This window comes from Peptostreptococcus russellii, from assembly GCF_900110295.1.
GTDB lineage: Bacteria > Bacillota > Clostridia > Peptostreptococcales > Peptostreptococcaceae > Peptostreptococcus > Peptostreptococcus russellii_A.
Genome location: NZ_FODF01000025.1, coordinates 1 through 13,792, shown reverse-complemented (window position 1 = coordinate 13,792; position 13,792 = coordinate 1). Strand labels below are relative to the sequence as shown.

Genomic DNA, 13,792 nt, shown 5'->3' with positions numbered 1-13,792 from the left:
TACGTTGCATTTTTATTTTTCTTATTTTTGCTAGAAAAGAACATAATGAAATTTAATGTGTTAAATATTGCGATTGAAAAAATAAAATGTTATAATATATATAGGTAAAAGTATTGAAAACAAAAGGTTTATATCGTTTTCAAGTTTAGATAAAATTATAAAAATCTATAGAAAGAAGGAAAAGTTAATATGTTAAATAATTATATTGAGTGGGAGAATTTAGGAAGTTTTCCAGCACAAAAAGGATACTCTGAAAATAAGGGAACAGCAGGTCATCTTCAAGGTATCTTAGATGGAAAATTAGTTGTAGGCGGAGGTGCCAATTTTCCAGAAACTAGTATTTTAGAAGGTGGTCAAAAGTTTACTCACAGAGATTTGTATCTTATATCTGAAGAAAACGGTAACCTAGAGTTTTTACAGCAAATACAGTTAGATTATCCAATTGCCTATGGAAGCAGTACTAGTTCAGAAGATGCGATATATTATTTGGGAGGGAGTCCAGAAGAAGAACATAATTCTAGTATAACTAAGATATATCTTAAAAATGGGAAATTAGCCTATGAAGAAATTGCAAAACTACCTATGTCTATTGAAAATGCCATAGCAGAGTATATAGATGGGCAAATATATTTTGGTATAGGTAAGCTTGGAGAAGATAATTCAAGAGATTTTTATAGATATGATTTAGAAAAAGGTAATTTAGAGTCTTTAGAAAGATTTCCAGGTGAAGCTAGAAATCAGTGTATTTCTTGCTGTTTTGAAAATAAAATAGCAGTATTTGGTGGCGGATCAAATGTAGCCTATACTGATGGATATTTATATAGTATAGAAGAAAATAGTTGGGAAGAAATAAGTGAAGTTCAACTAAATGGAGAAAGTATATCTTTATTAGGTGCAGGAGTTGTGAAGTTGAATGAGGAAGAACTACTTGCAATAGGTGGATTTAATAAAGATTTATGGAAAGAAGCAGTTCATAAATTATCTACATTGACAGGAGATGAAAAACAAGAGTACAGAAGACAGTATTTTGGACAGGAGCCAGAAAAATGTAAGTGGAATAAAGAAATGCTTGTTTATAATGTAAATGAAAATAAGTGGAGAAGTTTAGGTAAAATATCATTTGATGCTCCTTGTGGAAATGCCCTTTTGAAATCAGAAAACAAAATATACTCTATAATGGGAGAAATAAAGCCAGGTAAGAGAACTCCATATGTTCACAGATTGACTTTATAAGATTCATATATAAGACGGTATTTATACCGTCTTTTTATTGTATTATTAAAGTATAAAAATATACAAATAAAACCAGAGGCACATATAAAATGTGCCTCTGTAAATTTATGAGTATTTGGAAATTATTAACCTATATATTCTTGATCCTTAGTGTATATAGTTAATCCGTCTATATTCTTTTTATCTTTTTTGAAGATTAAACTGAAAATATATCCGAATACTACAGCAGATAAGAATGAGAATATTGAGAATACAAATGGGTTTGCTGCCCAAGTAGTATTTCCCTGTATCCAATAGCAAGAGAATGCTGAAGCAAGTAATCCTATAAGTGCTCCAGTACCGTTAGCTCTCTTAGAGAAGATACCTAAAGCGAATATACCTGCAATTGGTACACCGAATAATCCTATGAACTTAAGGAATAAGTCCCAAGTTTCTTTCTGATTTGCCTTTATAAAGTATAGTGCAGCTATTGTTCCTAAAAGTCCAGATGCTATAATTACTAAACGAGCAAGTCTAACATCTTCTTGATCATTACCTTTTCCGAAGAAACGCTGTTTAATATCTACAACTACACAAGCTGAGATAGAATTTAAGCTTGAAGATATAGTTGATTGCGCTGCTGCTAATATGGCAGCTATAACGATACCTGCAACACCTGCTGGTAGAGATGTAAGTATAAAGTATGGAACTAGTGCAGTTGTGTTTGCAGCAGCTCCTACAACATCGGCATTCATGAAGTTTGGAAGAGAACCAGCTGCATGAGCACCCTTGTAGAAACTATATAAAACAGTACCCATTCCGTAGAAAATAGGTATAGTTATAAATGCAAGTAAACCGTTTGTCCATAAACTCTTATTAGTTTCTTTCTGATTCTTAGTAGTGTTATAACGCTGAACAACATCCTGAGAAGCAGTGTATTGCTGTAAACTGTTGAATATTGAACCTAAGAATATAATAGGAACAGTAGCAGCAGTAAATGACCATTGTAATGTTTCATTAGATAAAATCTTTTTATGAGCAACTGCATCTGCAGCAACATTTCCAAAACCACCTACATTAAATACACCAACTGCTATAACAAGTAGTGCACCACCTATAAGAATTACACCCTGAATAAAGTCAGTCCATATAACACCTTCCATACCACCTAGGAATGAGTATATTACACAAAGTATACCTATAGCTCCACATACTAGGTATGGATTGATCGTAGATACTGAAGTAATAGCTACTGTTGGAAGATAGATAACGATTGCAATACGTCCAATATGGAATAATGAGAATAAAACACTTCCGAATACACGCATTGCAGGATTGAATCTAGCTTCAAGGTATTCATAAGCAGTAGTTACATTTAGCTTTCTAAAGAATGGAACATAGAAACGTATAAGTATTGGTATGATTACTATTATTGATAAGTTACCTGCTGCATATGCCCAGTCTCCATTAAAAGCCTTTTCCGGTGTTGCCATAAAAGTAATGGCAGAAAGAGTAGTGGCATATATAGAGAAACCAACTGCCCATGAAGGAAGAGAACCACTTGCCTTGAAGAAGGCATCTGTATTCTTTCCAGCTTTCTTTGCAAATAATCCACCGATAGCAGTCATTGCAAGAAGATAAAGTACTAAAACGACTCCGTTAGCGAAGCCAAAACCTATTTTATCCATTGTTTTTCTCCTTTTTAATATTTAATTTTTTGAAAGGGTCTTAAAAACTTAATTAAGACCCTTTCAGATGTATTGATTAAAATGAAAATTGATTGTCAAAATTTATAAGTTGTAATCTTTTACAAGTTTTTCAACTTCAGGAAGCTTTGCAGGATCGAATTCCTTCATTGGCTTCTTGCAGTAACCTGCATTTATTCCTTTGACCTTTAATATTTCCTTTAATGTCTGATATAGACCAAGTTCAAGAACTTTTTCTATTACATCGTTTGCCTTATGTTGTAAATTGTATGCTTCTTCAACCTTACCACTCTTTGCTAGGTCGAATATTTCTCTACTAACCTTACCATTAACATTGTAAGTAGATCCGATTGCACCATCAACGCCACTTATAGCTGCTTGTACAAGCATCTCATCAAATCCTGAGAATAATAGAGTATCAGGGAATCTCTTTCTGAATCTTTCTAACTGATAAAAGTCTGCAGCAGTATATTTAACTCCGATAACCTTCTTATTTGAAAGTAATTCACCGAACTGATCAAGACTTATTTTAACTCCTGTTAAGAATGGTATATAGTAAAGTATTAAATTATTGTCTGTTGCATTTATAATTGTTTCATAATAGTATTTAATTTCTTCAAAAGATAACTGATAATAAAATGGTGTAACTGCTGATAGACAGTCATATCCAAGATCAGTTGCATACTTTGCAAGTTCTACAGCTTCATTAAGGTCTAGTGAACCAACCTGAGCTATAAGATTTATTCTATCTCCAACTTCTTCCTTAGTTATTTCAAATATACGCTTTTTTTGAGCTGTATTTAATAAGAAGTTTTCTCCACTACTTCCGTTTACATATAGGCCATCAACTTTATTTACATTGATGTTATAGTTTATAACCTCTCTTAAACCTTCTTCTATAAGATTTCCTTCCTTGTCAAATGGAACTAAAAGTGCTGAATAAATACCCTTTAAATTTTTCATATTATTAACCTCCTATATATGGTTCGTTCAAACTCTATATTATAAATAAATATTATTTAATATATCTAAAAACTAATTAAAAAATACCATGTTGATTTCTTCGAACCAAATTAACACATTAAATATTTACAAGTCCATAGTAATACGTTTTCCGGAAATTGTCAATATTTTTTCAGAAAAAAAGAAAAACATTTTCAAAAGATGGGTAAAAATCTTTACAATTAAAAAAAATAGTGCTATTATAAAAGTGAATTTAAATAAAAAATAAGATGGAACTATTGATTTTACAGTATTATAGAATATATAAAGTATATTTTTAAAATAATATTTTAGGAAGAGAGTAGCATTAGATGTTACTTATTAATTTTATAAAAACTTCTATATAAAAAAATAAAAAGATCTTTTTAATAAAATATAGAAGAAAAATGAAAAAATTTACCACATTATATTTTAAGTGAATATACTTTATAATAAATAGGAGGTAAAGATGTATTTAGGTGTAGATGTCGGCGGTACAAGTATTAAGTTTGCAGTAGTGGATGCAGATTTGAAAATTATTCACTATGAAACATGTCCTACTCCAGATAATGTCAATTTGAAGATAGTTGATGAAATATATAGAATTTCAGCAGATATAAAGAAAAAGTTCAGCTATAATTATCTAGGCATATCTGCAGCAGGAGTTATAGATACTGAAAAAGCTGAAGTTATAAGCGCAACAGATACTATAAAGAATTATATAGGTGTTAACTTTAGAGATGAACTTTCAGATAGGTTAGGGGTAGCAGTTTGTGCAGACAATGATGTCAACTGTGCTCTTTTGGGAGAACAGCTTTTAGGGTGTGCTAAGGGCTTGAAGGAAGTATTCTGTATAGCCCTAGGAACAGGTATAGGAGGAGCTTACTATCTTGACAAGATGCCTCATGGATCATGTTCTAGTGTAGGGGAGATAGGTCAAACAATGTATGATCCCAAAACAGGAAAAAACTTTGAGAAAAAAGCATCTACTATAGCTCTTGAAAAAAGAATAAAAAGAGAAGTTCATGAGAAACTAAGCGTAAAAGAATTTTTTGCAGTATGTAGATATATAGAAAAAGATAAAAAAATAGAAGAATGTCAATCTTGCTTGGAGCTTGAAAAAACTATTGAAAGTATGATTAGTCAAGATAAATTAAAGTTTATGGTAGATAATCATTCAGAAGAAATAATGAAAGTTTTGGATGAATGGCTAGAAGATTTTTCAATAGGTATTTCAAACATGCTTCTTATACTTGATCCTAAGTATGTGGTAATAGGTGGTGCTATATCTAAGCAGGGTTCTTATTTAATAAGAAAAATAGAGGCAAAGGTAAAGGAAATTATGCCTATAAAGATCAACAAAACTAAGTTCCTTTGTGCAAGTTTAGGTAATAATGCAGCTATATATGGAGCTATTTATCCATATATAAGTGAATATAGTAAGAAAAAACTTTAAAAAACACTAAAAAATATAGTAAACTACTTAATAAAAATAGAATATCCTTTTTTAAAACTTTCTTTACAAATATAAAATATGATGTTAAGATAAAAATGCAAATAGTTAATGCATTAAATTTTAAGTGTTAAATTTTAGGAGTCGGATATGAAAAAATATGAAAGGATATTCGCCAGTATAGTTGAAAAGATTGAAACAGGCGTATTTAAAGAAGGCGAGCAAGTTTATACAGAAAAAGAAATAAAAGATTTATACGGTGTAAGTAGTACGACAGCAGTAAGAGTGCTATCTGAATTGGAAAATAGTGGATATATATTTAGAGTTCAAGGAAAAGGAAGCTTTGTAAGCAAAACATTAGTAAATAAGAAAGTTTCATTTACAGAAAGCAATAATTTTCATAAATATTTTAAAGATACAGTAGTTGAAACATCTAGGGTTATAGGAGTTGAAATAGTACAGGACAGAGAATTTTGCAAAAAAATAGGTATGCCTGTATCACAACTTTTGAAAATAACAAGAGTAAAATATATTGGTGATGTAGCATGGGCTCATCAGACCAACTATATTTCGATGAAATATTTACCTAATATAGATATAGGGGATATAGATAGTTTTAAAGAACTTGCTACTATGATTAGAAAAAACTACCGCATAGATATTCATAAAGAAAAAAGCAAGAAGAAAATAAAAGTAATAACAGACATTCCGGAGAGTGTAGCTTTTTACATTTCTAAAGAAAATGAGCCTTGTTTTGAATTTGATAGGTTCACATATATGCCGGATGGAGATATTTTTGAATATGTAAAAATATACATAAATTATAAATACTATGAAATTGTAATAAAGGACTAAAATAAGGGATAGAAGTCTATAATAAAGTATTTGATTATAGCATTAAGCATAAATTTATATAAAACTTGAAACCATATTATTGACTTATATAGTGTTTTAGTAAACCACCTTAGAAAAATTCGTTTTTTATTGCAATTTATCAAAAATTAAAGTAAAAGAGGTATAATCATGAATAAAAAAGAATTAATAGAGAGTATAAAAGGTGGTCTAATAGTATCTTGCCAAGCATTAGAAAATGAAGATTTATACACAAAAGAAGGTGGAATAATGCCTTTAATGGCATTAGCAGCTAAGAATGCAGGTGCAGTAGGAATAAGAGCACAGGGTGTTAGAGATATAATTCAGATCAAAGAGCTAGTAGATTTACCTGTTATAGGAATAATAAAAATAGCTTATGAGGGAATGGATCAATATATTACTCCTACTATGAAAGAAATAGATGAATTGGTGGAAACTAAGTGTGAAATAATAGCCCTTGATTGTACAATGAGACCACGATTTGCTGGAAGTACAATTAATGATTTTATAAAGGAAATAAAAGAAAAATATCCTGAAATAATATTAATGGCAGATATATCTAATCTTGAAGAAGGTATTAACGCTGAAAAAGCTGGTGTTGACTTTGTGGGAACTACAATGAGTGGATATACACCTTACACAGAAGGAAGAGGAGATGGACCAGATTTTGAACTTATAAAGGGTCTTTCTGAAAACATTAGTCTTCCAATAATAGCAGAAGGCAAAATTCATTATCCTTCACAAGCAAAGGAAGCTTTAGAGGCTGGGGCACACGCTATAGTTGTAGGCGGTGCAATAACAAGACCAAGAGAAATAGCATCGAGATTTGTAAATGCAATAAAGTAGATAATATTATAAAAACTGTTGTAAAATAATGTGTATCAAAAGTCTGATATATCTTAAATTTTACAGCAGTTTTTCTATTTAAATAATAGAATTTAAATAGCTGAAAAATATTTTTACTACTGGACTATAAAAATACAACAAAAAAACATAAATTAAATATAGATAAAATCTCCTTGAATATACTGAATTTTATGATATAATTATTTCAACACATTTTTGATATTTGTTTTAATTCATAAAAGTGATTATATGAATAATATATTTGTAAGATATATTTTATTAAGGAGGTTAAATTATGGAATTTAATAATTTAAGAAAAGCAGATCCAGAAGTTTATGAAGCATTAGAGAAAGAACTGGAAAGACAGAAGAGAAATATAGAGCTTATAGCATCTGAAAATATAGTATCTCCAGCAGTAATGGAAACAATGGGAAGCTATTTTACTAATAAATATGCGGAAGGTTATCCATCAAGAAGATATTATGGCGGCTGTCAGCATGTTGATGAAATGGAAAATCTTGCTATAGAAAGAGTTAAAAAGATTTTTGGAGCAGATCACGCTAATGTTCAGCCACACTCTGGTTCACAGGCAAATCAAGCTGTTTACCTTGCTATGTTAAATCATGGCGATAAGGTTTTAGGAATGGATCTTTCACAAGGTGGACATCTTACACACGGATCTCCTGTAAATATATCTGGAATAAACTATAATTTTATAGCATATGGTGTGAATCCAGAAACTGAAACTATAGATTATGAAAAGCTTAGAGAAATAGCTTTAGAAGAAAAGCCAAAGATGATAGTAGCAGGTGCCAGTGCATATGCAAGAGAAATAGACTTTAAGAGAATAGCAGAAATTGCTAAGGAAATAGATGCATATTTTATGGTAGATATGGCTCATATAGCAGGATTGGTAGCTGCTGGTCTACACAACAATCCAGTTGAATGTGCAGACTTTGTAACAAGTACAACTCACAAGACTTTAAGAGGTCCTAGAGGTGGAATTATTCTTTGTAAGGAAGAGTATGCCAAGAAAATAGACAAGGCAATATTTCCGGGACTTCAGGGAGGACCATTGGAACATATAATAGCTGCAAAAGCAGTTTGTTTCAAAGAAGCTTTAGAAGATGGATTTAAAGAATATCAAGAGCAGGTAGTAAAAAATGCTGCTGTATTGGCAGATGAACTTGTAAAAAGAGGCTTTGACCTTGTTTCAGGAGGAACAGACAATCATCTTATACTGGTAAATCTTGTTTCAAAGGGGATTTCAGGAAGAGAAGCTGAAAAAAGACTTGATGAAGCCTTTATTACAGTAAATAAAAACTCAATACCTTTCGATAAGGCAAGTTTTGTGGAGACTAGTGGAATAAGAATAGGAACTCCAGCTGTAACTACAAGAGGAATGAAAGAAGAAGATATGGTAAAGATTGCTGAAGCAATGGACTTGGTAATCACAGATAATAATCTAGAAAAGGCTAGAGAAATAGTAGTAGCACTTACAGATAAATATCCACTTCCATACTAATTTAAACTTATAAAAAAATATGAACTGCTTTGTGTAGATGTCTATGCAAGCAGTTTTTTTATTTTAAGGAATTTTTGCTAATATTGATAGACAGTTTTTAAAATAGCTAACTTGAAAATTATAATAAGTGTTTATAATGATTATATATTTAGAGATTTAACTTATATCAAAAGTATGATAAAATAAATCTAAAGAATAAAATATTCTTAATTTTTAATTAAATATCTAGTTTTCAGAAAGGGTGTGTTTTCATGTATTATAAAATCAAAAAAAGCGGTGCTTTAATCAATGGAAGAAATGTACTTTATATTTACGCACAGGATTCGAAGATTGTATTTATATTTAGTGGGGATTGCCCTGATGATAGACTAGAAATTGAGGTCAATGAAGATCCTAGGAAATTATTGGAAAGAATAACAGCGGAGTTAAGAGTAAAAGAAGAGATTATAGAGATATAAGGCGTTTTTTAAAGTTTAAAATAAGTTAAGAAAGGATGTGCATTTGCACATCCTTTCTGTAGTTTAATATTTAAGTAAATAGTTTTGATTTTAAATTTATATTTGAAAATCTAATTTTAAAAAGAGTCATATCTTATTAGAACTTGCCAGCTTTTGCAGCTTCTTCTATAGAAACAGCAACTGCAACAGTCATTCCGACCATTGGGTTGTTACCTGCGCCTATTAGTCCCATCATTTCAACGTGGGCTGGAACAGATGAAGAACCAGCAAACTGTGCGTCAGAATGCATACGTCCTAGAGTATCAGTCATACCATAAGAAGCAGGACCTGCAGCCATATTGTCTGGATGTAGAGTACGTCCTGTACCACCACCTGATGCTACTGAGAAGTACTTCTTGCCCTGTTCTATACATTCCTTCTTGTATGTACCTGCAACTGGATGCTGGAAGCGAGTAGGGTTAGTAGAGTTACCTGTTATAGATACATCTACTGCTTCTTTGTGCATTATTGCAACACCTTCACGAACATCATTTGCACCATAGCAATGAACTTTTGAGCGAAGTCCTTTTGAGTATGCTATTCTTTCTATCTCTTTAAGTTCACCAGTGTAGTAATCATAGTCTGTGTGAACATATGTAAATCCATTTATTCTTGAAATTATCTTAGCGGCATCTTTTCCAAGACCGTTAAGTATAACTCTTAAAGGTTTTTTACGAACTTTGTTTGCCTTTTCAGCAATACCTATAGCACCTTCTGCAGCTGCAAAAGATTCATGACCTGCAAGGAAGGCAAAACAGTCTGTTTCTTCTTCAAGAAGCATTTTTCCAAGATTACCATGTCCAAGACCTACCTTACGTTGATCTGCAACAGAGCCTGGAATACAGAAAGATTGAAGACCTTCTCCTATAGCTTCGGCTGCCTTTGCAGCAGTTTTACAATCCTTTTTTATTGCAATTGCAGCACCTACTGTATATGCCCAACAAGCATTTTCAAAACAGATAGGCTGTATAGATTTAACTAGATCATATACATTAAGACCTGCATCCTTTGTTATTTTTTCTGCTTCTTCAAGAGATGCAATTTCATAACTATTTAAAACTTTGTTTATTTTATCTATTCTTCTCTCATAAGATTCGAATAAAGCCATCTTAAATTCCTCCTAAAAGTGTAATATTATTCTTTACGTGGATCTATTATCTTGACAGCATCTTCTACACGTCCATACTGTCCCTGAGCTTTTTCCCAAGCTAGATTTGCTTCGTCTCCAGCCTTTATAAAGTCTGTAAACTTTCCTAGACTTACGAATTTGTAACCGATAATTTCATTGTTTTCATCTAAAGCTATTCCAGTTACATATCCTTCAGCCATTTCAAGATAACGAGGACCTTTAGCTACAGTTCCGTACATTGTACCTATCTGAGAGCGAAGTCCTTTACCTAAGTCTTCTAGTCCGGCACCTACTGGTAGACCACCTTCAGAAAATGCACTTTGAGTTCTTCCATATACTATCTGTAAGAATAATTCTCTCATAGCAGTATTTATTGCATCACAAACTAAGTCTGTATTTAAAGCTTCCAAAATAGTTTTTCCAGGAAGTATTTCTGATGCCATAGCAGCTGAATGAGTCATACCTGAACATCCTATAGTCTCTACTAAAGCTTCTTGAATAATACCTTCTTTGACATTTAGAGTAAGCTTACATGCACCCTGTTGTGGAGCACACCAGCCAATACCATGCGTAAGACCTGAAATATCTGAGACATCTTTAGCCTTAACCCATTTTCCTTCTTCAGGAATTGGAGCTGGTCCGTGATTTGCACCCTGAGTTACAGGACACATCATTTCTACTTCTGTTGAATATATCATGATTAAAACTCCTTTTATAATATATTAGGTTTATTTTTTCCCACATTATAATTTACTACTTTTAGGTGAAAAAATCCACTAAATAAGGGATATTTAATAAAATATATAAATAATTAAAGTCATAATTAAGAAAAAAGTCCAGCACTAGTATAATATATATACATTAATAGTATTAATGTGATAATATCTTTATATAAGATATTTATATTTAGGCTATACTAAAAATATAAACTTTTATAAATATTTTATTATTAGGGTATATTTCAAATTGAATATTGACAGGATACTATTTGAAAAAACAGTTGTATAGAAAGGGATAAATAATGAAAGTAGAAAAAAATAGTAGAGCTTATTGGCTAAATAGATTTAATAAATTCTTTTCATTGGGAACAGGAGTTATCTTATTAGGTATTTTAAGTTTTTTCTCTAAGAAGGATTTAATTGAAGTAGCTATCCCAGTTATTTGTGGAATTCCAATTATAGTCTATGCTTTATTTTGTAGAAAAAGGGCTAATAATCTTGAATAATAAAAGTATTATTAAAGAAAAATATAAAATTATGTTTTTAATTTGATTTTTGTGTGTAAATACTAAATATCGGACTAGATATGCTATTAAATTGTCGATAATAATTATTATATAATTTCTGAATGGAGTGAGATATATGAAAAAAGCAATGTTGATTATTAACCCTAGTTCAGGTAATGAAAGAGCAAAAAATTATAGTAAACTCGCAAAAGAAAAGTTAGAAAGTTTTTTTGATGAGGTTGAAGTTAGATATACTGAAAAAGCAGGAGATTGCAAAATGTTTGCCCGTGAATCTGCTGATAAAAGATATGATAGTGTATTTGTAATGGGTGGAGATGGTACTGTTAATGAAGGTATAAATGGAATTGCAGAACAAGAATATATTCCAAATTTTGGTTTTTTCCCACTGGGAACAGTAAATGATTTGTCTAGGGCACTTAATATAGCTTTAGATCCAGAGAAAGCCATTGAAGAATTAGATTTTGATCGAAGCAGAAAAATAGATATAGGGAAAATAAATCAAGAGTATTTTATGAATGTAGTTGCGATAGGAGTAATTCCAGAGGCTGTAAATGAAGTTGAATCAGATAAGAAAACAGTTCTTGGACGATTTGCATACTTTGTTTCTGGATTTAAAAAGTTTAAGAATTCAAAGTCCTATTCTTTTCTTATTAATGCAGATGGAAATTCCATTAACGCACAGAGTAGTTTGATTTTAGTTGGACTTACTAATTCAATAGGAGGTTTTGAACAGATTCTTCCTAAGGCGAAGGTAGATGATGGAAAGTTACATATGATATATCTAAAGGATGATAATATGTTAGATACTGTAAAAACATTACCAGAGCTTATTAAGGGAGTAGAAGAAACTAATGATTCTATCGGATATGTAGTATTTGAAAAAGGTGAGATAAATGTTGAAGATGATGTTGTTCTTAAAACAAATGTAGACGGTGATGAGGGAGAGGAACTTCCAGTGGAATTAAAGGTACTTCCGTCTCATATAAATGTTTATTGTGGAAAAAGCAAATAAGATAATATAAATAAAAGGACTTTATTAAATTGAAATTTTTCAAATAATAAAGTCCTTTTCTATTTATTTTTTTGAGTATAATTGTGTATATTTTTTTGCAAGATCTAAGTCTCTAGTAGTAAGGTAGTAAATATATTCATTTTCCTTTTCAGCAAAGTATTCTTGCTCTAAGATTACCCTTGAATCCTTAGGAAAACTTATTTTTTTATCGGATAAAATATTGAATTTAAGTACAACATTTTTATTATCTTTAACTAATTTTCTAAATTTTTCTTCTGATACTGTATTAAAACCAACTTTTTTCCTGTTTTCTTCTTTTGATGTGTCAAAGTCGGCATCTTCTGAATCATTTTTATCTGTTTTAAACTTAATATTCTTAGATTTAATACTTTCTAATTTCCATTTATTATCTTTAAATTTAAACTTAGCAATAGATTCTCCTAATCCTTTTGAATGGCGTCCCGATTGAGTTACAACTACTTTTTTTCCATTTGGACCAGTATATTCATGCTGATCTATAAATTCATGTGTATGACCTGCAATAATAAGATCTACATAGGGAACTTTTTTTGCCAATTCTTGTATTCTATTTCCAGAATGTCTAGGAATTTTAGGTTTTTCACCAGAATGGGCTACTAGTATAATCATATCAGGATTTTCCTTTTCTTTTACTTCTTTGACCACTTTTATACTTTCATCAACCATATCTGTCATATAAAATTTTCCCTTATAATTAGGGTTATTTTGGATATAGACATCATCACTAAATTTTTCTTTACCGTCTTTAAAAGCCTCTTCTTCATTAATAGTATTTGTAGTTACTCCAACTACAGCTATTTTGATTGCGTTACTTTTATTAGGAACTTCTTTTATAACGTAAGGTTCAGAAATTCTTTCATCTTTACTGCTATTTATATATTCCTTGTTAAAGAAGGTATTTGCAGATAAAATATTTAGACCATTTTTCTTGTAGTTATATATTAAATCTTTCAAAGCATCAGGTGGAAGATAGAATTCATGATTTCCAAGAACTGCAGCATCGTATTTAGCATTTACCAATTCTTTGGAAATAGGTGATAGCCCTTCCATTGGTTTTTTAATTTTTTCAACTACATTTCCGCCGACAATATTGTCTAGATATCCAAGAGATTTTTCTCCAGAAGACCATTGAGAATCATCTACTGTTTGTATATCAACTGTATCACCAGCATCTATTAAAATTGAATTTTTTCTGTCAATTTTCTTAATCTCATTTTTCATTTGTTTTGTAAAATGGCTGTGCAAATCTGTAGTGTTATATATCTTTACTTCT

General features: G+C 30.9%; 13 protein-coding genes. 8 read left to right on the top strand and 5 right to left on the bottom strand.

Annotation, left to right across the window (positions count from 1 at the left end):
- Window positions 1–189: 189 nt before the first annotated feature.
- Window positions 190–1,233 (top strand): cyclically-permuted mutarotase family protein, encoded by a 1,044-nt coding sequence (locus BMY82_RS08395; protein WP_091976108.1) that lies wholly within the window; start codon window positions 190–192, stop codon window positions 1,231–1,233.
- 125 nt (window positions 1,234–1,358) lie between these two features.
- Here the strand turns inward: BMY82_RS08395 and BMY82_RS08390 are convergent, their stop codons facing one another.
- Window positions 1,359–2,900: a sodium:solute symporter family protein gene (locus BMY82_RS08390; RefSeq protein ID WP_091976107.1), complete on the bottom strand. Its 1,542-nt coding sequence runs from the start codon at window positions 2,898–2,900 to the stop codon at window positions 1,359–1,361.
- Between the two features lie 102 nt (window positions 2,901–3,002).
- Window positions 3,003–3,881: an N-acetylneuraminate lyase gene (locus tag BMY82_RS08385; RefSeq protein ID WP_091976106.1), complete on the bottom strand. Its 879-nt coding sequence runs from the start codon at window positions 3,879–3,881 to the stop codon at window positions 3,003–3,005.
- A gap of 487 nt (window positions 3,882–4,368) precedes the next feature.
- Between BMY82_RS08385 and BMY82_RS08380 the strand changes: the two genes are divergently transcribed.
- The 5 genes from BMY82_RS08380 (at window position 4,369) to BMY82_RS08360 (ending at window position 9,054) form a co-directional block, all read left to right on the top strand.
- Window positions 4,369–5,355, top strand: a complete 987-nt coding sequence (locus BMY82_RS08380) for an ROK family protein (protein WP_091976105.1) — start codon at window positions 4,369–4,371, stop codon at window positions 5,353–5,355.
- A gap of 147 nt (window positions 5,356–5,502) precedes the next feature.
- The gene (locus BMY82_RS08375; protein ID WP_091976104.1) at window positions 5,503–6,207 is read left to right on the top strand and encodes a GntR family transcriptional regulator; all 705 of its coding nucleotides are present in this window, start codon (window positions 5,503–5,505) and stop codon (window positions 6,205–6,207) included.
- A 168-nt stretch (window positions 6,208–6,375) separates the two neighbouring features.
- Complete coding sequence (locus BMY82_RS08370; protein WP_091976103.1) at window positions 6,376–7,071, top strand: N-acetylmannosamine-6-phosphate 2-epimerase; 696 nt, start codon at window positions 6,376–6,378, stop codon at window positions 7,069–7,071.
- Between the two features lie 295 nt (window positions 7,072–7,366).
- Window positions 7,367–8,596 (top strand): serine hydroxymethyltransferase, encoded by a 1,230-nt coding sequence (gene glyA / locus BMY82_RS08365; protein ID WP_091976102.1) that lies wholly within the window; start codon window positions 7,367–7,369, stop codon window positions 8,594–8,596.
- Window positions 8,597–8,847: 251 nt separating this feature from the next.
- A complete protein-coding gene (locus tag BMY82_RS08360) occupies window positions 8,848–9,054 on the top strand; it encodes a hypothetical protein (RefSeq protein WP_091976101.1) in 207 nt (68 codons plus the stop codon).
- Window positions 9,055–9,190: 136 nt separating this feature from the next.
- Here BMY82_RS08360 and BMY82_RS08355 read toward each other — a convergent pair whose 3' ends face one another.
- A complete protein-coding gene (locus tag BMY82_RS08355; RefSeq protein ID WP_091976100.1) occupies window positions 9,191–10,201 on the bottom strand; it encodes a GGGtGRT protein in 1,011 nt (336 codons plus the stop codon).
- Window positions 10,202–10,227: 26 nt separating this feature from the next.
- On the bottom strand, window positions 10,228–10,920 hold the full coding sequence (locus BMY82_RS08350; RefSeq protein WP_091976099.1) for an iron-sulfur cluster assembly scaffold protein: 693 nt from the start codon (window positions 10,918–10,920) through the stop codon (window positions 10,228–10,230).
- Window positions 10,921–11,243: 323 nt separating this feature from the next.
- On the opposite strand from BMY82_RS08350, the gene BMY82_RS08345 reads away from it, so the two are divergent.
- Window positions 11,244–11,447, top strand: a complete 204-nt coding sequence (locus BMY82_RS08345) for a hypothetical protein (protein WP_091976098.1) — start codon at window positions 11,244–11,246, stop codon at window positions 11,445–11,447.
- 136 nt (window positions 11,448–11,583) lie between these two features.
- Entirely contained in the window at window positions 11,584–12,480 is an 897-nt protein-coding gene (locus BMY82_RS08340; RefSeq protein ID WP_091976097.1) for a diacylglycerol/lipid kinase family protein, read from the top strand.
- Window positions 12,481–12,543: 63 nt separating this feature from the next.
- Here BMY82_RS08340 and BMY82_RS08335 read toward each other — a convergent pair.
- The coding region (locus BMY82_RS08335) for a metallophosphoesterase (RefSeq protein WP_091976096.1) at window positions 12,544–13,792 on the bottom strand (1,249 nt) is incomplete at its 5' end.